At 50.3% G+C, this 21,795-nt stretch carries 17 protein-coding genes; 12 read left to right on the top strand and 5 right to left on the bottom strand.

Annotated elements, in window-relative coordinates:
• Positions 1-63: 63 nt before the first annotated feature.
• On the top strand, positions 64-1,086 hold the full coding sequence (tsaD, locus tag LG288_RS08895; RefSeq protein ID WP_404399845.1) for a tRNA (adenosine(37)-N6)-threonylcarbamoyltransferase complex transferase subunit TsaD: 1,023 nt from the start codon (positions 64-66) through the stop codon (positions 1,084-1,086).
• On the opposite strand, the gene plsY is transcribed toward tsaD, so the two are convergent.
• Positions 1,063-1,653, bottom strand: a complete 591-nt coding sequence (gene plsY / locus LG288_RS08890; protein WP_404399844.1) for a glycerol-3-phosphate 1-O-acyltransferase PlsY — start codon at positions 1,651-1,653, stop codon at positions 1,063-1,065. The genes tsaD and plsY overlap by 24 nt on opposite strands.
• 95 nt (positions 1,654-1,748) lie before the next feature.
• Here plsY and folB point away from each other — a divergent pair, with 95 nt between their 5' ends.
• On the top strand, positions 1,749-2,132 hold the full coding sequence (gene folB, locus LG288_RS08885; RefSeq protein ID WP_404399843.1) for a dihydroneopterin aldolase: 384 nt from the start codon (positions 1,749-1,751) through the stop codon (positions 2,130-2,132).
• Between the two features lie 3 nt (positions 2,133-2,135).
• Positions 2,136-2,630: a 2-amino-4-hydroxy-6-hydroxymethyldihydropteridine diphosphokinase gene (folK, locus tag LG288_RS08880; protein ID WP_404399842.1), complete on the top strand. Its 495-nt coding sequence runs from the start codon at positions 2,136-2,138 to the stop codon at positions 2,628-2,630.
• Here the strand turns inward: folK and LG288_RS08875 are convergent.
• Entirely contained in the window at positions 2,627-3,727 is a 1,101-nt protein-coding gene (locus LG288_RS08875; protein ID WP_404399841.1) for a multifunctional CCA tRNA nucleotidyl transferase/2'3'-cyclic phosphodiesterase/2'nucleotidase/phosphatase, read from the bottom strand. The genes folK and LG288_RS08875 overlap by 4 nt on opposite strands.
• Positions 3,728-3,822: 95 nt before the next feature.
• On the opposite strand from LG288_RS08875, the gene LG288_RS08870 reads away from it, so the two are divergent.
• The 4 genes from LG288_RS08870 (at position 3,823) to LG288_RS08855 (ending at position 8,274) form a co-directional block, all read left to right on the top strand.
• Entirely contained in the window at positions 3,823-5,256 is a 1,434-nt protein-coding gene (locus LG288_RS08870) for an ExeA family protein (protein ID WP_404399840.1), read from the top strand.
• A 16-nt stretch (positions 5,257-5,272) separates the two neighbouring features.
• Positions 5,273-5,983, top strand: a complete 711-nt coding sequence (locus LG288_RS08865) for a general secretion pathway protein GspB (RefSeq protein ID WP_404399839.1) — start codon at positions 5,273-5,275, stop codon at positions 5,981-5,983.
• 100 nt (positions 5,984-6,083) lie between these two features.
• Complete coding sequence (locus LG288_RS08860; RefSeq protein ID WP_404399838.1) at positions 6,084-7,868, top strand: acyl-CoA dehydrogenase C-terminal domain-containing protein; 1,785 nt, start codon at positions 6,084-6,086, stop codon at positions 7,866-7,868.
• Complete coding sequence (locus tag LG288_RS08855; protein WP_404399837.1) at positions 7,849-8,274, top strand: hypothetical protein; 426 nt, start codon at positions 7,849-7,851, stop codon at positions 8,272-8,274. Before LG288_RS08860 ends, LG288_RS08855 begins: the two co-directional genes overlap by 20 nt.
• 71 nt (positions 8,275-8,345) lie before the next feature.
• Here the strand turns inward: LG288_RS08855 and putA are convergent, their stop codons facing one another.
• Entirely contained in the window at positions 8,346-11,513 is a 3,168-nt protein-coding gene (gene putA, locus LG288_RS08850; RefSeq protein ID WP_404399836.1) for a bifunctional proline dehydrogenase/L-glutamate gamma-semialdehyde dehydrogenase PutA, read from the bottom strand.
• Between the two features lie 234 nt (positions 11,514-11,747).
• Here putA and LG288_RS08845 point away from each other — a divergent pair, with 234 nt between their 5' ends.
• Positions 11,748-13,259, top strand: a complete 1,512-nt coding sequence (locus LG288_RS08845) for an inorganic triphosphatase (RefSeq protein WP_404399835.1) — start codon at positions 11,748-11,750, stop codon at positions 13,257-13,259.
• Positions 13,260-13,262: 3 nt separating this feature from the next.
• Positions 13,263-16,085, top strand: coding sequence for a bifunctional [glutamate--ammonia ligase]-adenylyl-L-tyrosine phosphorylase/[glutamate--ammonia-ligase] adenylyltransferase (gene glnE, locus LG288_RS08840; RefSeq protein ID WP_404399834.1), 2,823 nt, complete (start codon positions 13,263-13,265; stop codon positions 16,083-16,085).
• 11 nt (positions 16,086-16,096) lie between these two features.
• On the opposite strand, the gene lpxL is transcribed toward glnE, so the two are convergent.
• On the bottom strand, positions 16,097-17,023 hold the full coding sequence (gene lpxL, locus LG288_RS08835; RefSeq protein ID WP_404403074.1) for an LpxL/LpxP family Kdo(2)-lipid IV(A) lauroyl/palmitoleoyl acyltransferase: 927 nt from the start codon (positions 17,021-17,023) through the stop codon (positions 16,097-16,099).
• Positions 17,024-17,125: 102 nt separating this feature from the next.
• Entirely contained in the window at positions 17,126-18,514 is a 1,389-nt protein-coding gene (gene tolC / locus LG288_RS08830) for an outer membrane channel protein TolC (protein WP_404399833.1), read from the bottom strand.
• Between the two features lie 221 nt (positions 18,515-18,735).
• On the opposite strand from tolC, the gene LG288_RS08825 reads away from it, so the two are divergent.
• From LG288_RS08825 to parE, 3 genes are all read left to right on the top strand, one after another.
• The gene (locus LG288_RS08825) at positions 18,736-19,341 is read left to right on the top strand and encodes an NUDIX domain-containing protein (RefSeq protein ID WP_404399832.1); all 606 of its coding nucleotides are present in this window, start codon (positions 18,736-18,738) and stop codon (positions 19,339-19,341) included.
• Positions 19,342-19,366: 25 nt separating this feature from the next.
• Positions 19,367-19,825: a DUF1249 domain-containing protein gene (locus tag LG288_RS08820; protein WP_404399831.1), complete on the top strand. Its 459-nt coding sequence runs from the start codon at positions 19,367-19,369 to the stop codon at positions 19,823-19,825.
• A gap of 76 nt (positions 19,826-19,901) precedes the next feature.
• Positions 19,902-21,794: a DNA topoisomerase IV subunit B gene (parE, locus tag LG288_RS08815; RefSeq protein WP_404399830.1), complete on the top strand. Its 1,893-nt coding sequence runs from the start codon at positions 19,902-19,904 to the stop codon at positions 21,792-21,794.
• Position 21,795: the final 1 nt, after the last annotated feature.

The following is a 21,795-nucleotide window of genomic DNA, read 5'->3' as shown; positions in this document are numbered from 1 at the left end:
TGTTTGATTAGGTTTATTGGCAAATTCAGTCCAGCAACAGCAGCAAAAGGCATTAATCAGATTATGCGAGTATTAGGAATTGAAACCTCCTGTGATGAGACCGGTATTGCAATCTACGATACGGATACTGGCTTATTGGCGCATCAGCTCTATTCACAGGTTAAATTACATGCGGATTATGGCGGTGTGGTACCAGAACTGGCCTCCCGCGACCATGTTCGCAAAACTTTACCTTTGATTGAGCAGGCCTTTACCGAAGCCAATATGACGGCTGAGCAGCTTGACGGAGTCGCTTACACCGTAGGGCCGGGCTTAGTTGGTGCGTTATTAGTCGGCAGTTGTATTGGCCGCAGTCTGGCATTCGGCTGGAACTTACCTGCGGTAGGCGTACACCATATGGAAGGACACCTATTGGCACCCATGCTGGAAGAACAACAGCCGGCGTTTCCCTTTGTTGCCTTGTTAGTTTCCGGTGGTCACACTCAGCTGGTGCAGGTAAAAGGTATTGGTGACTACCAGTTGCTGGGCGAGTCCGTTGACGATGCTGCTGGCGAAGCTTTTGATAAAACGGCAAAATTAATGGGACTGGATTATCCCGGCGGGCCACGACTGGCGGCACTGGCTACTGAGGGCCGTAGCGAGAGATTTAAATTTCCACGGCCAATGACGGATCGGCCCGGGCTGGACTTCTCTTTCAGTGGCCTGAAAACCTTTGCCGCTAATACGTTAGCGAGCAGCCCGACTGACCAACAGACATTGGCAGATATTGCCCGCTGTTTTGAAGATGCCGTGGTAGATACTTTGCTGATTAAATGCAAGCGTGCCCTGCAGCAGACTGGCTACAAGCGCCTGGTGATTGCAGGCGGGGTAAGCGCTAACCAACATTTACGCCAAAAGTTAGCGGCGCTAATGCAGCAACTTAAGGGTGAGGTTTTCTACCCCCGAACTGAGTTTTGTACTGATAACGGGGCGATGATCGCACTGGCGGGTGCTTTAAGGCTGCAAGCCGGAGAACGGCAATCACTGAGCATTAAGACCTTTCCGCGTTGGCCGATTACTGAATTAGCGCCGATGGCGGAAGGATGACTCGCTGCCGCTGCTAAGTCGCGCAATATTGGCCTGGTGGCGCCAGAATATCAGGACAGAAATCATGATGACCGGCACGGTGTATTGGGGTTTTATCCAAAAAGCATAAAAAGGCGCCAGGCTTACCGTAATTAAAGCTGCCAACGACGATATGCGGCTGACGCGAAATACCACCAGCCAGGTTGCAATCAACAGCAATGCCATTTCCCAGGCGACCGGGAACATGGCGCCTAAGGCGGTTGCTACAGCCTTGCCACCGCGAAAATTAAAATACAGCGGAAAGATATGGCCAAGACAGGCGGCAACGGCAACCAGGCCCAGAAAAAAGGGTTCCAGTCCAAGGAAATATGAACCCCAGACAGGCACCATTCCTTTTAATACATCCAGGCTCAGGGTAACAAAGGCAGGCACTTTGCCACCCAGGCGGTAAACATTGGTTGCCCCCGGATTACCCGAGCCGCTGTGGCGCGGATCCGGCAGCCGCCAGAGTTTACAAACCAGCACGGCACTGCTAATCGAGCCCAATAGATAGCCAGTCAAAATCATGAGCAATGTCAGTGCGGTCATAGGGTACGATTCTCTTGGGCTTTGTTGTAGACTGCAAAGATGTTAGCGCTACTAGAATAAGCGCTTTTCTCACTGAATACCAATGAAGGTTGGCAATGACTCCAGTAGATTTCGATATTATCAGTATAGAAGGCTTGAATATCGACACCATTATAGGTGTCTACGACTGGGAACAGCAGCAACAACAAAGGCTGACTGTTGATTTGCAGATGGCCTGGGATAACCAGGCGCCGGCACAAAGCGATGATATCAAGCAGGCGCTTGACTATGCGAGAGTCAGCGCGGCGGTAAGTGACTGGGTACAAAGCCAACCGCGGCAACTGATAGAAACCGTAGCCGAGGGCATTGCTCAGCTGGTTATGCGGGAGTTTATGGTCAGCTCGGTGCAGGTAAAAGTGAGCAAACCCGGAGCCATTCCCGCAGCCGCGAATGTCGCGGTTACGATTAATCGCCGGCAAATAGAAAGCCCGTTCGGGTAAGCTATGGCTCAGATATTTTTGGGCATTGGCTCAAATATTGACCGTGAACAGCACATTTTAAGTGGGCTGATAGCTCTGGCCGAAAACTTTACCTGGCAAAAACGCTCGCGTGTTTTTGAGAGCCGGGCGGTCGGATTTGCCGGTAAACCCTTTTACAACCTGGTGGTCGAGGTTACCTCAACAAAGTCAGTGTCTGAGGTGTTTTCGGTGTGCAAACACATCGAACAACAAAATGGCCGCAGTGAGCACAGTCCAAAGTACAGTCCGCGTTCGCTGGACATCGATATGTTGCTGTACGACGACCTGGTATCGGCTCGCTGTCCGCAATTACCGCGGGCAGAAATCACCGAAAATGCGTTTGTCCTGTGGCCGTTGGCCGAAATTGCGCCAAGCCGCCGACACCCGCTACTGAATAAGAGCTTTGCCGATTTATGGCGCGATTATGATAAACAACAGCAGCTTGCACCGCTGGCTGACGAACGCTGGTTGCCTTTCTAACTGGCTGCCAGTTTCTGCTCGAAAACCTGCCGGCGCTGACGGGCTAACTCCGCCCCGATAGCCTTACCACTGAAACCCTTAGCAACAATTTCGCTTGCACCAACGCTGGCTGCCTCAGCTGCCGCCGTTTTCACAGCCTCAATAAAGCCTTTTTCAGGCGCTAGAAACAGTGTAAAGCGTAAAGTTAAAAATTGAGTCAGTCGGTGCGGGCGCCGCCAGTAGTCTATCGCCTGCAGTAAGTCGAAATACTCGCTACTGCTAAGCTTTGCTTTACTGAGTAAAAGCTGATACTGAAAAGCCAGCTCTGCCGCATGCCGGTAACGATTTGGAATGGCCAGGCGCTGACAAAAAACCGACAAATTAAAGTCATCGGGCTGGCCAATAAAAACGCTGGCAAAGCGTAATTCAGTATCGTCGCTGGCGCGGGACATTTTTGCCAGTAAGGTCAGCTGCTGCTGGCTGACCTTAAGCTGCGGTAACACATCCTCAGTGGCGTTTAATTGGTTCAGTAGTTCAAGAAATTTATGCGGTTCGGGAGTTGTTAGCGATTTCTCCCATTCTTTCCAGACACGCTCGGGGGTCAAATGCCTGAGTTCACCTGAGGTGACCATCTGTTGCAGCAATTCTTTTGTCTGCTCGGCGATTGAGAAGCCTAAACAGTGAAAGCGAGCCCAAAAGCGGGCAATACGAAGCACTCGCAGCGGGTCTTCGGTAAACGCCTCCGACACATGGCGCAAAACACGCTGCTGGATGTCACGACGACCATCAAAAGGGTCGATTAAATGGCCCTCTTCATCCTCTGCTATTGCATTGATGGTCAGGTCGCGGCGAATTAAGTCATCAGCTAATGTTACGGAAGGATCAAAGTGAACGTCGAAGCCCTTATAGCCACTACCTGACTTGCGTTCGGTACGTGCTAAGGCATATTCTTCTCCGGTGTCCGGGTGTAGAAACACAGGAAAGTCTTTACCAACTTGCTGGAAGCCTTGCTCCTGCATGTGTCCTGGGGTTGCACCGACGACAACCCAGTCGCGCTCGTGCGGTTCAAAACCCAGCAGTTTGTCTCGTACGGCGCCACCGACCAGATAGGTTTGCATCTACAGCTCCTGTTGTTTTTTACTGATCTTGTCGAATCACTGGCCTAGGTGCAAGTGACTCGTTACACTAGAGCGAAAAAAGAAAGCCTAACCCTATGTATGAAAACTTTTTCGGATTACAGGAACAGCCGTTTTCTATTGCTCCCGATCCTCACTATTTGTATCTGAGCGAACGACACCAGGAGGCTCTTGCCCACCTAACTCAGGGGCTGCAGGGTAGCGGCGGGTTTATTCTATTAACCGGTGAAGTCGGTACTGGTAAAACCACGGTTTCACGGGCATTGTTAGAGCAGTTGCCGGAAACCACACTGACGGCCTTTATCTTAAACCCGATGCTCAACGAAGACGAGTTACTGGCAAGCTTATGCGATGAATTTGGTATTCGTTATCAGAAGCGCTCGGCGACCCGCAAAGTATTAACGGACAAGCTAAGCCAGTTTTTACTCAATGCGCATCGGCAGCAGCAACAATGTGTTGTGCTGATTGATGAAGCCCAGCATTTAAAACCCCAGGTGCTGGAACAGTTGCGGCTGTTAACTAATCTTGAAACCGATCAGAGCAAACTATTACGCGTTATTCTAATTGGCCAGCCGGAACTGCAGGAGCTGCTGCGGCGACGTGAATTACGGCAGTTGTCGCAACGCATAACGGCACGTTATCACATTTTGCCGTTAACCGAGGCTGATACTCAACGGTACATCGCTTATCGGTTGCAAATTGCTGGTGCAAACCGGCCGTTGTTCAGTCAGGCCGCCAGTGTAGTAGCACACAAGTTAACCGGAGGTGTGCCGCGACTACTGAATTTAATTTGTGATCGGGCGCTATTAGCAGCCTATACCGATAATGCAGGCCAGGTTCAGCCAAAACACATCAAACAAGCTGAACTGGAACTGCAGGGTACTGATAAATCGCCTGCTGCGCGGCCCTATCGCCGCATGGCGCTCTGGCTATTGGCACTGCTGAACCTGCTGTTAGCCATTGCTACCTTTTGGCTGTATGGGCCGCAGCAGCTGCCGGCAACTGAGCCTGTGCCGGAGCCGGTTCAAACAGACGCTTATCAGCAAGCTCAGCAATTGGCACAGTTATGGCAGTTGCCGAAACCTCCGCACCAACAACCGTTCTGTGAATGGGTTAAAAGCTACCGGCTGGCCTGCCTGCAGCAGCCGTTAAGCGTAGCCCAGGTACAGAGCATTAACTATCCCGCGTTGCTGTTTCATGACGATGGTAACGCAACGCTTATGGCTGGTGAGCGGCCTGTTGACACGCGCCAGTGGAACGGTGAATTGTTACTACTTTACCAACAGCCTTTTGCCATGGAACAGCTGACCGGCGAGGAGCAACAGCAATGGGTGCAGCAGCAGTTGCAGCAGTACTTGCCTGATGATGCCACAGGTTTGTCGGCCCGGCAGCAATATATTGCACTGCAGCGTCAGGCAGGATTGCCAGTTAGCGGTAAACTGGATGCCGCTACGCTGGCTTGGCTTAGCGCCAGATTTTATGATTCTGGCCCACGCATTAATTCTCTTTAGCGTACAGGAATAAGAAATGTCGTCGCTTTTAAAGGCACTAAAACAACAACAGTCGCCGCTGCTGAATGATTCAAGCCCGCTGGAACCGCGGTTAATGGACCGCGGCAGGCCAAAATCCGGGGTTGCCACACTCATGATTATCCTGCTTGCGCTATTGTGTCTGATTGCGCTGGGCTTAGTTGTGCGAAAACTGATTTCCGTGCCCACAGCAGAGCCAGTCTCTGAAGCAAGCTACTCGGCGGACTCAGCTGGCTACCAGTGGGGACAAGACGAGAACATAGAGAACATTAGCTGGCCAGGCTCAGAACAGCCTGTGGCAGCCGACAACAGAGTGCCTGAGACAGTGAACCGGGAAAACGAGACTACAGAGCCCGCTGGCAGAGAGCCGCTGGATATGAGTGCCGTTTCAACTGAGTTACTGGCAAAGTTTGAACAAGCAGTGAAACAAAGTGACCCTGCCACAAAAACAGCACAAAGCTTGTCAGTGGTACCGCCGCTTAATGAGCTGGACAGCGCCTTCCTTCAGCAAATACCCGAATTTAGTTATGACAGTCACATGTATGTTTCCGAGCCGGGCGAACGTTGGATTGAATTTAATCGGCAGCGTTTATTTATTGGCGATAACTTTAGCGATCTGGTGGTTGAGCGGATCGAGCCGCAGCAGGTGATTTTATCGTTAAAAGGTAAAGTCTTTAGTGTCGAGGCTTTGCAGGACTGGGGCGGATAATAACCGTACGATAGCCATTGACAGCCAGTAGCGAAATTCTTAATCTAGGCTGGAGAATCAAACACCCGTTTGAATTAACCGTTTAAGAAAGAGGTTGACCATGGCCGATTACAAAGCACCGCGCGATGATATGGATTTCGTCTTGCATGACGTATTGAATGTTGCTGAAGACTGGCAGCAGGCGGAACAATTAGCCGATATGATGGATATTGATACCGCATCGGCTATCCTCGATGAAGCCGCGAAGGTCTCTGAAAATTTAATTGCCCCTCAGGCACGCCAGGCCGACGAAGCCGGTGTCAGCTTCAATAACGGTGTTGTGACAACTCCCCCAAACTATAAAGAAAATTTCCGTAAGCTGGCCGAAGGTGGCTGGGTTGGCGTAACAGCGAATCCTGACTTTGGTGGCATGGGCTTGCCAAAATCGTTGTCTGCTCAGTATGAAGAGATGTTAAGCAGCGCTGACATTGCCTTTTCACTTTACCCGGGCCTTACCTCCGGAGCCATCATGGCCATTGATCTGCACGGTACTGAGGCGATGAAAAACCTTTATCTTCCAAAAATGGCGGCTGGTGAATGGACCGGCACTATGTGTCTTACCGAGCCTCACGCGGGTACTGACTTAGGTATCATTAAATCAAAAGCTGTTAGCAACGGTGATGGCAGCTACGCAGTAACCGGAACTAAAATATTTATCACCGGTGGCGAGCATGATCTGGCCGATAACATTGTTCACCTGGTGCTGGCAAAATTGCCTGATGCACCGCCCGGAACAAAGGGTATATCGATGTTTTTGGTGCCAAAAATAGTACCCGATGAAAACGCCGGGTTAGGGCAGCCAAATGCACTCAGCTGTGGCTCTGTTGAGCATAAAATGGGCATCCATGGTTCAGCCACCTGCGTAATGAATTTTGATGGTGCAACGGGTTGGCTGGTAGGTGAGCCGCACCGCGGGCTGGCAGCGATGTTCACTATGATGAACTATGAACGACTAGGCGTGGGTATACAAGGTCTGGGGGCAGCAGAACGCTCGTATCAAACGGCACTAACGTACGCAAAAGAACGTATTCAGGGGCGTGGGGCAAAAGCTTCGCAACAACAAAACGCCGAGGCTGATTCTATTCTGGTGCATGGTGACGTGCGGCGAATGCTGTTAACCATGAAAGCTTTAACTGAAGGTGGCCGGGCATTTTCCAGCTGGGTCGGACAACAGCTGGACAGAGCTAAATATACTGACGACAAGCAACAGCGCCAGCGGGCGGACGCTATGGTGGCTTTATTAACACCGGTAGCAAAAGCCTTTTTAACAGATACTGGCCTGGAATCTACCGTTCACGGGCAACAGGTGCTGGGCGGACACGGCTATGTTCGCGAGTGGGGTCAGGAGCAGCTGGTCCGCGACGTGCGTATTGCGCAAATATACGAAGGCACCAACGGTATTCAGGCATTGGACCTTTTGGGTCGCAAAGTGGTTGGCTCCGGCGGCGATTTGCTGCAGCCCTTTAGCGACGAAATTGAGTCCTTTATAGAAAGTCTGAGTGGTAACAAAAGCTGGCGCAAAGAGCTGACACAATTGAAAGATGCGGTAAAATCCTTAAACGGTGTGAGTAAGGAGCTGGTAGAAAAAGCGGCTGCCGATGAAAACTTGGTCAGCAGTGTTGCAGTGGAATATTTGCATCTAATTGGATATATTGCGTTTGGCTATTTGTGGCTCCGAATGGCAGTGGTTGCGCAAGAAAAACAAGCGCAGAAACCTTACCTGGCCGCAAAAGTTAAAACCGCTAAATTTTATTTTTCACGTGTTTTACCGCGCACACACTCTTTGCTCGCGGTAATCAAAGATGGCAGCGAGAGCTTATATTTACATGACCCAGAACAATTCTGAGCGGGTAGAGTTTTATCGTGATAGTCGCCGTCCGCAGGGTTGGGGCGGCTTTTTTTTGGCTATTTGGATGGCCATTTATATTGGTGGTGTCGTGCCACTGTGGATAATAGCTGTTGGCGCACTGACAACTATGCTGCTGATGGCAGTGATTATTGTTAAGTTCCGGCCGTTGCAGCTGGCTGCGACCTGGGATGGCTCTGAACTGGTTGAAAAACGCTTTATTTTACCCCCGAAGCATTATCATCTGGACGAGCCTCCCACATTAATTCGCTATGAGGATGATATAGCCGCACTGCAATTTACGGAACAGGACCGGTTGCATGAAGTGTATTTTGTTTTTGATGAACAGTTGTCTGAGCGACTCCAAAAAACCGATATTAAGGTAGTAGACCAACGGGACGAATAGCCGAAACAGTTGCCGCAGGAATAAAAAAAGGAGCGCCTCGGCGCTCCTTTTTGCTACTGTTGGCCGCTGACTTAATCGTCCAGAGACAACAGGGTAGCGTTACCACCAACCGCAGTAATATTGTCACTGCGTGTTTTTTCGGTAATAAAGCGGGTCAGATAGTGAGGTCCACCGGCTTTTGGCCCGGTGCCTGACATGCCCCGGCCACCAAATGGCTGCACGCCGACGATGGCACCAATTTGGTTACGGTTAATGTAAACATTACCAACATCAATACGACTGGCAACATCATGAGCAAAGGTTTCGTTGCGGCTGTGAATACCAAAGGTCAAACCAAAGCCTGTTGCGTTGATGCTGTCAATAACCTCATCGATATTGTCGGTGCTGAAGCGGATGACGTGTAAAATCGGCCCGAAGTTTTCTTTAACCAACTGACTGATACTGTCAATTTCGATGGCCGTTGGGGCAACAAAAGTTCCGCCCATAGCGTATTCCGGTAAAGGAGTACGGGCAATTAAACGGCCTGCCTGCTGGATATCAGAAATGTGCTGTTCGAGGTTTGTCTTTGCTATACCATCGATAACCGGACCCACATCGGTTTCATGCAGAAGAGGGTCTCCAACGGTTAGCTCTTCCATTGCTCCGCGAAGAAGATCGATCACCCGGTCGGCAACATCTTCCTGAACAAATAAAACGCGCAACGCTGAACAGCGCTGTCCGGCGCTTTGGAAGGCGCTGGCAACAACGTCCGTAACGACCTGTTCAGGTAATGCCGTTGAATCAACCATCATAGCGTTTTGACCACCGGTTTCCGCGACCAGAGGTACAATAGGACCGGTACGTGCAGCTAAGGCGCGGTTAATGGCCTGTGCCGTATAGGTTGAGCCGGTAAAACACACGCCCCCGATATCTTCTTGTGACGTTAAGTAGCTGCCCACTTCCGCGCCACTGCCCGGCATAAAGTGCAGTACATTACCCGGTATACCGGCCTCAAGGGCCAGCTGTACAGCATGGTATGCGATTAGACCGGTTTGCTCAGCAGGCTTGGCAATAACAGAGTTGCCGGTAACCAGCGCCGCAGCAACCTGACCGACAAAAATAGCCAGTGGGAAGTTCCACGGGCTGATACAGATAAAGGTACCACGGCCTTCAACGAATAACTCGTTATCCTCACCGGTAGGTCCAGGCAGCTGCAGCGGAGAGCCCATAATTTTGCGCGCCTGGTTAGCGTAATAGCGACAAAAGTCTACTGCTTCGCGCACCTCATCAACGCCGTCCTGTAAGCCTTTACCGGCTTCCATCGAGCACAGTGCGATTAACTCATTGCGATTTGCTTCCATCAAATCAGCAAACTTTTCCAGACATTTTGCCCTTTCTTCAGTGGGTACTTTGCGCCACGAGCGGTAGGCTTTGTTAGCACTTTCCAGCGCTTGTTCAGCCAGCTTTTTGTCGCCCCAGTAAATGCTACCAACCTGCTTGGAAGTTTCCTGAGGGCTGGTAATACTGACATGATGGTCGGTTTCAACGGTTTTTCCGTCAACAATTGGACCACCCTGCCATTGTTTGTCACGATACTGTTGTACAGCAGCAATAAAGTCATCAGCTTGTGAGTGAATATTCATATTCAATCCTAAAGAATTTGTGCGATCCCCGTACATTTGAGGGGGAAGAGGAATCTTATCGTTGGCATACTTCTCATGCCCCGAAGCGGTTTTCATCGGGTGAGCGACCAGTTCCATAACCGGTGTTTCAGCATCCAACAGCTTATGAACAAAAGACGAATTGGCACCGTTCTCCAGCAACCGCCTTACCAAATAGGGTAATAAGTCACGGTGTGGGCCAACCGGGGCGTATATGCGCACCACCATTCCGGGCTCTTGGTTCATCAGGGTGTCATAAAGGCTGTCGCCCATACCATGCAGACGCTGGTATTCGATGCGACGTTTAGCCACCTCATTCATATGCTGAATTGCAACAATAGTCTGGGCATTGTGAGTAGCGAACTGCGGATATATTTGTCCGTCAGTGTCATCACTCAGCAAATATCGGGCGCATGCCAGATAGGAAATATCACTGTGGGCCTTACGGGTGAATACCGGGTAGCCGGTAATACCGTTTTCCTGGCTCCACTTAATTTCATTATCCCAGTAGGCTCCTTTTACCAACCGCACCGGGATCTCGTCGCCGCATTCTTTGGCTAATGCTGATAGCCAGCACAACGTCGGCAGTGCGCGTTTCGAGTAGGCCTGCACCACCATACCGAAGCGTGGCCAGCCCTTGCAGACACCGCTACGGTAGACTTTTTCGAACAGTTCCAGCGACAACTCGTGACGATCAGCTTCTTCGGCATCGATGGTCACTCCGACATCGGCTTCTTTTGCCAGTTTCACCAGCTCAGTAAGGGTCGTGGCTAATTCCGTCAGTACCCGCTCGTGATTGGATGTCTCGTAACGGGGATGCAGCGCCGATAATTTTATTGAAATAGTCGGTCTGGGGGCATCCGGATTATTAAAGTCTTCGCGGGTGATGGTTTTAATGGAATTAACGTATTGTTCTTTGTAATAAGCTGCGTCTTCGCGGGTCAGTGCGGCTTCGCCCAGCATATCGTAGGCATGCGTATAGCCTTTGTCGCGGTTGTCCCGGCTTTCTTTCAATGCTTCGTCGATGGTTCGCCCAAGCACAAATTGCTTACCCATAATCTGCATGGCAGTGTAGGTTGCTTTGCGGATCACCGGGCTGCCAAGACGACGAGTCAGACGCCGAAAAGTACCGCGCGGTGTTTCCATCGCCTGGCCGGTCGGATTTACCACGCTATTGGTCAGCGCTAAGCCCCAACTACCTGAATTGACAAGCCAGGAGGCACTTTGTCCCATGTGCTTTTGCCAGTCGCCGCCAGACAGTTTGTCCTGTATCAGGGCATCAGCGGTATAAGCGTCGGGGATCCGCAACAAGGCCTCTGCCAGACACATCAGGATAATACCTTCTTTAGTGTCCAGGCTGTATTCTTGTAAAAACGAATCAACTACGCCGTTATCGGCTTCTGAACGGACTTGCTCGACGAGCTTCGCCGCCCGGTCAGTTACTGTCTTAATACTATCCTCATCGGAGGGCACCAGGGGTAATAACTCGCGCATATAGGCGTCTTCATCGACAATATAATTGTCGGTTACTGCTTGCTGTAAGGATCTTAAGTCCTCAGCCTGATGCTGTTTAGATAGCACCTCACTCGCTTTAAACATTGCATCTCCTTCAAAGCTAAGCCGAACGTCGGCATGCTTCCCTAAGGATGGGAATCGGGCGCCAGTATAATTAACTTTTAGCGCACGTACAGTCTATTTTCCTGGCAACGGTGCTTTTTTTAACATGTTCTGTCAAGGCAACCGCCGCTGCTACTTAAGGTAGCCTTTGTGTTGACCCTAAGCAAGCAAATGGCTACCTTTAATGACTCATTCATCGTTGTTGGAAGCCGTTCTATGTCAAATCAAGAGTCCCGGGAATTAGAACTTAAGCTGGCTATTGACCCAGAGCAGCGTGAAAACGCTTTGCAGGTTTGCCGGGAGTTGGCTGAAAATGCGGAGCAACTGAAAAATTACCAACAACTGGAGCTTGAAAACGCCTACTTTGATACCAGCGATTTACGTTTACGGCAGTTTGACATGGGTCTGCGTATCAGACGCTCGGGCGATCAGCTTGAACAAACGATAAAACTGTCAGGGCGAGTACTGGGCGGGATGCACGAACGGCCGGAATATAATGTCCCGGTGGCAGAGATGAACCCGGATTTAACTCTGTTTGATGAGGACATCTGGCCGGATGATTTCCCGGTGTATGATATTCAGCGTGATTTAAAGCAACTTTTTATCACCGACTTCAGTCGCCATCAATGGGTTCTAAGCAGTGGTTCCGGTCAAATTGAAATGGTACTGGATCTGGGCGCAGTTAAAGTGGCTGAACAGCAACAGACGATTGCCGAAATTGAATTGGAGCTGCAGGGCGGAGAACTGGATGATATTTATCGCCTCGGCGAGCAGCTGGTGAATCGTCTAAATGCCCGCATGGGGTCTTTGAGTAAAGCGGCGCGAGGCTACTTACTGGCGGGCCGAAGCGTATTAGAGCCTTTTGTGCAAACTCACTTTGTCAATATAAAGCCTGAACACAGCCTCGCAGAAGCGCTTTATCGCTCGCTGGAGTATGGGCTACGGCACTGGCAGCATAACGAAAGCTGCCTTGATCAGCACGCCAACGTCAGAGCAGCGCAAGGCATGGCCGACGGGGTGTATTTGTGCAAAGCGGTGCTGGAGCAACTGCAGCAGATGACCGTAGACACAGGCGACCTGATTGAGCAAATCAATGAGGTTCAACGTCATCTCACCTGGTTAAAACGATTTGAAGGATTAGCCGAACTAACAGCCGAGGATGGTGCCTATCATCGTGCCTTAAAGCACGAAACTAACCTGTACGCAGCGCTGGAAGACCAACAACAACAAGTAGTGCAGCTTAAACAGTTAAAAAAGCTTGTGCGCTCAGCTAAGTATCAGTTGTTATTACTGAATTTATCGCGCTTACTTATTGACCGGCCTGCTACCGAGTCAATGCAACAACCCTGTGAAACTTGGGCGACAACCTTGTTGCGCGAGGACTGGCGTGAGGTTCAGCAGGAATTTGCTGAAGCGGAGCAGATCAGCGAAGAGCGCTACCTGAAATTATTACCTAAATTGCAACATAGCCTCATGCTGGGTACCTGTTTCGGGCAGCTTTTTGATGCCACCGTGCGCGACACCTTTCGTTCTCCCTGGCAGGATTTGGCTAGAGGTATCCGCGAAATTACCGCGCTGCATATTTTACACGAAATAGTAAAAAACAATGACGATATCAGTGATGAAAAACTGATCGACTGGCAAAATATGCAACGCGAATCGCTGTTAACGGCGCTGGAGTACTCACGCAAAGCGGCGCTAAAACGTGAACCCTATTGGCAGGTGTAACTTATGCCGGACTTTTTACAGCGCGAACTACCGCCAGTATTAAAAGACAATTCAACTGCTGCCTGGGAGCGTGTTGAGCAGTCCGGGCTAAGCCACGAAGAGCTGGCCGACTGTCGAAAACTGGTAGCCTGTAGCGAGTTTTTTGCCCGCACTCTGGAACGTTATGGTGATTTATTGCTAACTGCCTACCGCGAGCCGGTAGCGGCCGAAAATTATCGCGATACCCTGTCTCAACGCTTGTCAGACTGCACTAATGAACGAGATGTAAAACGCCAGTTGCGGCAGTTCAGGCATGCAACCATGGCTGCTTTGCTGTGGCAGGAAATCAAGGGCAGTTTGAGCCTTGCTGATTCGCTGCGCCATTACTCGGAACTTGCCGATGCCTGTATTACCTCAGCGCTGGAATGGCTGACGGAATCTTTCAGCGAACGCTATGGTAAAGCGTTATCAGAAAGCGGTGATGAACAGCCACTGGTGGTACTGGGGATGGGAAAACTGGGTGGCCGGGAGCTTAACTTTTCTTCAGATATCGATCTCATCTTTTTTTACCCGCACCAGGGCGAAACCAGCGGTGGCCGGCGCTCAGTTGAAAACAGTGTTTATTACACAAAACTTGCTCAGGCATTAATTGCGGCACTGGATGAACAAACGGCAGATGGCCAGGTATTTCGTGTGGATATGCGGCTGCGGCCCTTTGGCAGCTCGGGTCCGCTGGTGGCAAGTATGACGGCTCTGGAACATTATTACCAGGAACAGGGACGGGACTGGGAACGTTATGCGATGGTCAAGGCGCGGGTAATCAATTCGCAGGAGACTATTGCTGCTGAATTTTACCGCATGATCAGACCTTTCGTTTATCGTCGTTACATCGACTTTAGTTCGATTGAGTCGTTACGCAAAATGAAATTGCTAATAACCCAGGAAACCCGGCGACAGGGCCTTAAACACAACATTAAGCTAGGCGCCGGAGGTATTCGTGAGGTTGAATTTATCGCTCAGACTCACCAGCTCATCCGCGGTGGCCAGCAAAAGGTGTTACAGACACAGTCTCTTTACCGGGCATTTGAAGAAGCAGAAGAATTAGAACTTTTGCCCTCCGAAACGGTGGCCGAACTGATTAAGGATTATGAATTCCTGCGAGTAATCGAGCACCGCTTACAACAGCTAAATGACGAGCAGACCCAGACACTACCTGGTGAAGCGCTGGCGCAACAGCAACTGTGCTATTTACTGGGCTATAAAGACTGGTCACAGTTAAACGATGAAATCGCCGATGTGATGACACGTATTCATAACGAATTTGAGCAGGTTATCGGCAGTCAGTCAGAAGATGATGAGGAAGAACAGGGTTTGCAGGTGCTTTGGCAGGATATGCTGGAGGATGATGCAGCTTTAGAAATACTGGCCACGGAAACCGATGCAGACAGCGAACAGTTATGGCAACAAATAAAAAGCTTTCGCAGTGAAGCCCGCAAACGAAGTTCAGGGCCCCGGGGGCGTTCAGCTCTTGCCCGCCTGATGCCTTTGTTACTTAGGCAAATATTAAAACAGCAGCATCCTGTTGAATTACTGGATCGGGTATTGAGCGTCGTAAGAGCGATTATGAGTCGTACCGCCTACCTTGATTTGCTGGCCGAAAATATTGGGGCCCGGGAGCAGCTTTGTAAGCTGTGCGCGGCAAGCCCGTGGATATCACGGCAGCTGGCAGCGCATCCGGTATTGCTGGATGAATTAATTGATCCTCAGCAGCTTTATGAACTAGCTGACGTGGAGCAATATCCTGCGTTGTTACGAGATTATTTGGTGCGTATCCCTGAGCAGGATATGGAACGTCAGATGGACGCGCTCCGCCAGGCAAAACAAGCCTTACAACTTAAAATCGCCGCCGCCGATATCAGCGGTGCGCTGGAGCTTATGAAAGTGAGTGATCATCTGAGCTACCTGGCGCAGGCTGTGATCGCCGAGGTCGTTAGTATGGCCTGGAGCCAGCTCACTAAAAAGCATGGTCATCCGCCGGGCCGGACTCTGGATAATAGCGGCTTTGCGGTTCTTGCCTACGGCAAGCTCGGCGGCCTGGAGCTGGGTTATGGTTCAGATCTTGACCTGGTATTTCTCACTGATGCCGATTACAGCGGCAAGACCGATGGTGATAAGCCCATTGGCGTGCAGCAGTTTTATTTGCGGCTGGCGCAGCGGGTGCTGCATTTATTTACTACCCGAACAGTTGCCGGGGTTTTATACGAGGTTGACCTAAGGTTACGACCCTCCGGACAGTCGGGGCTGCTGGTTTCCCGGGTAGAGTCGTTCATTCGCTATTTACGCGAAGATGCCTGGACCTGGGAACTACAGGCTTTGGTCAGAGCGCGTTGTGTTTATGGTAACGCCCAGTTGTGTGCACAACTGGAAGACATTCGTCAGGCGATGTTGTGTCGTCAGCGCGATAAGGAACAACTCAGAGAAGATGTTTTAACAATGCGTAAAAAAATGCGCGAGCATCTTGCTTCGGAGGGCGAAGGCTTTGATTTAAAACAGGATCCGGGCGGTATTGCCGATATTGAGTTCATTACTCAGTATCTGGTGTTGGCACATTCCCATCAGCATGAGACGTTGTGCCAATACAGCGATAACATACGGATTTTGACGGTTGCCGAGCAACTACAGCTAATGAGTGAAGTGGATACTCAGAACCTAATAAATGCTTATCAGATTCTCCGTTGCGAAAGCCACTCGCTGGCGTTACAGGGGCAGAATAAACTGGTGCAACATGATTTAGACAACGAGCGGCAGGCGGTTATTGATTGCTGGAAAAGGTTGTTTAAACTTTAACCTCACCAGAACTAATCGTAATAGCTTGGCATGTCCTCAAGAGGTCGGGTTTTGAACCGGCGGTGCACCCACAGGTACTGATCAGGTGCTTGTTTGATTGCCGCTTCCACCAGGCGGTTGACCCGTTCAGCGTCAATTTTATTATCGCCGCTGGGGAAACCCTGCAAGGCGGGTTCGTAGTACAAATCATAGCCGCTGCCGTCATCGCGCCTAATACAGCGGCTCACCAGAACGTTACAATTAGGGTGTTTAGCAAAAAGTGTTGTGCCAGTAGTTGTTGATGCATCGGGAACACTAAAAAACGGTACAAATTCAACGCGGCGGCGGCCATAATCCTGGTCCGGCAGGTAGCCGGCAATTTCTCCGGCGGCTAGCGCGTTAAGCATGGCTTTAACATCGCGCCGTTGGATCATGTATTTATTTGAGCGACCGCGCCCGCGGGTTTGCAGGTATTCCATAACCGCATTGTTATGAGGACGGTATAAACCCACTGCTGGTTTAACAAAACCGTGTAACCGGGCATGGACTTCCAGGCTCAGAAAATGAAATAACAGCATTAAAACGCCTTTGCCATCTGCTTGTGCCTGTTCCAGGTTTTCTACCCCATGGACATGCATTTTGCGCTTAATACGCCAGCTCGGCCACCACCATGCGATACCTATTTCAAAATAGGCAATACCGGTATTTTCCAGATTTTTAGTCACTAACTGCTCTATTTCCGGGCCGGACTTATCGGGAAAACACAGTTCTAAATTACGCCGCGCAATATTGACCCGGCGCGGCATGGCGCGCTTAAATAACCGGCCTAAGCCCTTTCCCAGTGTCAGTTGTAAGCGATAGGGCAGCCAGGAAATTAAATAAAGGATTAAAACGCCCAGCCAGGTGAGCCAGAACTTTGGGTGCAGAAAGTAAAGTTTAAATTTGGGTTGTTCGATCACTGTGAGCAGTCTGGGCAAAAAATTTGCCTGATATTAGCATAAAACTGACGGCCATCGTGAACCGACCTGTCACGATGGCCGCCAGCTGTGAAGCCGAACCTTCTATTCAGCGGCGGTGCCGTCAGCTTGTTCTGACAAGCTGGCATTAATATCCTGCAAATCTTGAGGCGTTAATTCACCAATACTTTGTTCCAGAGCCAGTCTTTGACGAATGTACCCATAGCGAGCTTCAGCCAGATTGCGGCGGGCGTTAAACAAATTACGAGTGCTGTTCAGAACGTCGACAATGGTACGAGTACCGACCTCGAAGCCTGCTTCAGTGGCTTTTAAGGCACTCTCAGCGGAAGTTACCGCTTGTTGAAAGGCGTTAATACTGGACAGCGAGGCGTTAACGTCATAAAACGCATTACGCACTTCTCGCTCAACGGTTCGTTGAGTTTCTACCATGGTCTGGCTGGTTGCGATGTAGTTGTCCCGAGCCTGGGCAGTTTGTGCTGTGGTGCGGAACCCGGTAAAAATGGGCACACTGACGTTTAGGCCAATTGACTGGCTGTCCAGTCGCGGCGGGTTCGAAGTGTTATTGAAGCCCTGACCGGTGGTTTCAGTTTCAGTGTCGGTTGTCGAATAACGAGCAGTTAACGAGACGGTTGGGTAATGGCCGGTTTGCTGTAACTTAATTTGCTGCTCTGCGATATCAACCGCGACCATGCTTTGCATTAAGCTTAAGTTACCGTTTTCAGCTTTTTTAACCCATTCCTGAATATTGACGGGCTGGGGAGCTGAGGGGTCAAAATTATCAGTTTGTAAGCCGGCCAGAGTGTTTGGGTAACGTCCGGTTATTTCACGAATATTTTCAAAAGCAATATTAACCGCGTTACTGGCCTGGATTTCAGCCGCTACCGCGCTGTCAAACTGCGCCTGGGCCTCATGAACGTCGGTTATTGCTGTCAGACCCACTGAGAAGCGTTGTTTGGTCTGCTCCAGTTGTCGCTCAATTGCTCGCTTTTCCGCTTCAGCGAAGGCAAGGTCATCCTGAGCCTGTAACGCGCCAAAATAAGCATTAACGACCCGCAGCATCAGGCTTTGTGCCGAGTTGCGATAGGCGACCTCTGCATTGTAAGCTTGCTTTTCAGCGATGGCGGCGTTTTTCCAGGTACTCCAGTCAAAAATGCTTTGATTGAGGTTAATCCCGGCGTTCCAGCCCGTCCGCTCTGAGTCCAGAGTGATGTAAGCTTGCTGGGTTTCAAAATAACTTTGCGACTCGGATTCAGATTCAGAGTAACCGAGTTCGGCCGATATCTGTGGCCAAAATGCCGACTTGGCAATATCAATTTGTTGTTGTGCCGCATCTCGTTCGGCAGCAGCCCGTAATAAAGCGGGATCGTTGTCAACGGCGAGTTGATAAATTTGAGCCAAATCGTCTGCGCTTGCCGTAACAGTAACTGCGGAAAGCGCCAAACCAACAGTTGCGGACAGTATATGCTTTTTCATTGTTTAAAACGTCCCATAGCTTAAGTTTTACCAATCGATGCAAGGGGTAATTGAAATGTGTCATCAATGGCTAAGTAATTTACGTACAAAGCTGAATGATTGCCAGTTTACTCTGTTATCAGTTTAACTTTAAGCGAAACTTAGTTTCAGGTCACGCCTAAGTGTAACAGAATGTATGTTATGCGGTGAGTTGGCCAACAAATAAGACAGTAAGGAAAATCGTGAAACCAAAATTTAATCGGGAAGATGTCCGGATTGCCCGGAAGACTGCACTTTATGAGGGTTTTTTGTCTGTTTATCGTTACACGCTTCAACATCGCCTATTTAATGGCGAGTGGAGTGCTATGATGGACCGTGAGCTGATGGACCGGGGTGATGCGGTAATGGTCATACCCTACGACCCGGAGCGCGACGAATTAGTGGTGCTTGAGCAATTTCGGGTCGGTGCCATGAATAATGAGCAGGGGCCCTGGCTTTTTGAGTTTGTGGCCGGCATGTTTGATGCCGACGAATCAGCGGAACAGGTAGCTGAGCGGGAGTTAATGGAAGAGGCGGGGTTGCAGGCAACGCAACTGCAAAAAGCGATGAGTTACTATTCCAGTCCGGGCGGCACTAATGAACGGCTGAGTATTTATATTGCCAAAGTGGATGCAGCGGGTGCGGCGGAATTTGGTGGGCTTGCGGAAGAACATGAAGATATCCGTGTGAGTCGAATTTCTTTTACCGAAGCGGTACGAATGCTGGAAAAGGGATATTTTAACAATGCCGCCAGCGTGATTGGGTTACAATGGATGCAGCTTAACCAGCAGCAATTATTCAAATCATAATTTTTAATAAGTCAGGTAGGTCAGAGTGGCGAGTCAAAGTCAGTACGTGGTCGATGTGGCCGCTTTACATCAGTTAAATGAACGCAATTACGCCGGCTTGGTTAATCTATTGCCGGATGATAGCAGCGAAACCGTGCGCATCAGTATCGGCGAAGAGCTGGATTTTGCCCTGACCGTAACCCAGCAAGCTCGTTACACGACAGATATTGAGATAGTACAGTTACCCGGCCATTGGTCGAGTGAGTACTTAAAAACAAAACTTGAAGTGCGGCTTTACCACGATGTGCGAATGGCAGAAGTGTTGGCCAGTCAGGGCGTAAAGCGGCTGGCAGTTCATTATCGACAACCGAATCCCGATATGCGCCACCGCGATGAAAAACATCAGGTGAATCAGTTCTTGGCAGATTGGCTTTCCCTCTGTCGCCAGCGCGGCCAGTGGCAGAGCCTGGGTACGCATAAATTTGTACCGCACGGCTTCAAATAAGTGCCGCCAGACGGTACATTGATAACGTTCTTTTCGGGTCGATAAAATCAGCGCCAGAGGATAAAAACTAAAACTCATGACAGATTACAAATCCGATTCAATAGAGGTGCTTAACGGGCTTGAGCCGGTGCAACGCCGGCCAGGTATGTATACCGACACCAGCCGTCCTAACCACTTAGGGCAGGAGGTCATTGACAACAGTGTTGACGAGGCTTTAGCCGGTCACGCCCAGACGATAACGGTGATATTGCACAAAGACCAGTCGCTGGAAGTCTTTGATGATGGGCGTGGCATGCCGGTAGATATCCACCCGGAAGAGCAAGTCCCCGGGGTCGAGCTGATTATGAGTAAACTGCATGCCGGTGGTAAATTTTCGAATAAAAGTTATCAGTTCTCGGGCGGTTTACATGGGGTCGGCATTTCAGTCGTGAACGCGCTTTCTAAGCGAGTGGAGCTGACCATAAAACGCGACGGCCAGATTTATGAAATGGCCTATGAGCATGGCGATAAAGTGAGTGAGCTGACAGTTACCGGCAAATGTGGAAAACGCAATACCGGAACCCGGGTCCATTTCTGGCCGGACCCGCAGTACTTTGATAGTGGTAAGTTCTCGGTTACCCGTTTCCGGCATTTGCTGCGAGCTAAAGCTGTGTTATGTCCTGGCCTGACGATAACCTTCAAAAACCATATCGACGAAACTGAAGACAGCTGGTATTACCAGGATGGCGTCACCGACTACCTGGTCGAAGCGGTTAAGCATTTGCCAACCTTGCCGGAAGAGCCGTTTAACGGTCGCTTTGCGGGGCAGACCGAGGCGGTCGAGTGGGCCGTTACCTGGTTACCGGAGGGTGGTGACGGGATCAGCGAAAGTTATGTGAATTTAATACCTACTGCGCTAGGCGGAACTCATGTTAATGGTTTGCGACAGGGGCTGCTTGAGGCGATGCGGGAGTTCTGTGAGTTTCGTAACCTGTTACCGCGCGGGGTTAAGCTAACACCCGAGGACGTTTGGGAGCGCTGCAGCTATATCCTGTCAACAAAAATGCAGGACCCGCAATTCGCGGGACAAACAAAAGAGCGGCTTTCTTCCCGACAGTCAGCGAGTTTTGTTTCCGGGGTGGTAAAAGATGCCTTCAGCCTGTGGCTAAATGAACATACCGAACAAGCCGAAGCTTTGGCGGATGTTTGTATATCGAGCGCACAAAGGCGGCTGCGCGCCAGTAAAAAGGTGGTTCGTAAAAAAGTCACGTCAGGCCCGGCCTTGCCCGGTAAGTTGACTGATTGCACCAGCCAGGAGCCCAACCGCAGCGAGTTGTTTTTAGTCGAAGGCGACTCGGCCGGAGGCTCGGCTAAACAAGCCCGGGATCGGGATTTTCAGGCGGTTATGCCGTTGCGCGGTAAAATATTGAATACCTGGGAAGTAGAACCGGATCAAATACTGGCATCACAGGAAATTCATGACATTTCAGTTGCTGTGGGAGTTGACCCTAACTCAATCGATCTGGACAAATTGCGCTACCATAAAATTTGTATTTTAGCTGACGCCGATTCTGATGGACTGCACATTGCGACCTTATTGTGTGCTCTGTTTGTGAAACACTTCCGCCCGCTGGTGGAAAACGGCCATATTTTTGTCGCAATGCCGCCGTTGTACCGTATTGACGTTGGTAAAGATGTGTTTTATGCACTCGATGAAGACGAAAAACGCGGCGTTCTGGATCGCATTACCGCGGAAAAACGAAAAGGAAAAGTTAATGTGCAGCGCTTCAAAGGCTTGGGCGAAATGAACCCGCTAACACTGCGTGAAACTACGATGGACCCCAATACCCGTCGGTTAGTGCAGCTAACCGTTGATGATGCGGAACAAATGGAAGAATTAATGGATATGCTGCTGGCTAAGAAACGTGCGTCTGACCGTCGCACCTGGCTAGAGAGCAAGGGCAATATGGCCGATTTGGCTGAGCTATAAC

The sequence above is a fragment of the Idiomarina seosinensis genome (assembly GCF_044797955.1).
Lineage (GTDB): Bacteria > Pseudomonadota > Gammaproteobacteria > Enterobacterales > Alteromonadaceae > Idiomarina > Idiomarina seosinensis_A.
The sequence above is the reverse complement of the archived record's forward strand: the minus strand, read 5'-3'. Positions and strand labels throughout refer to the sequence as shown.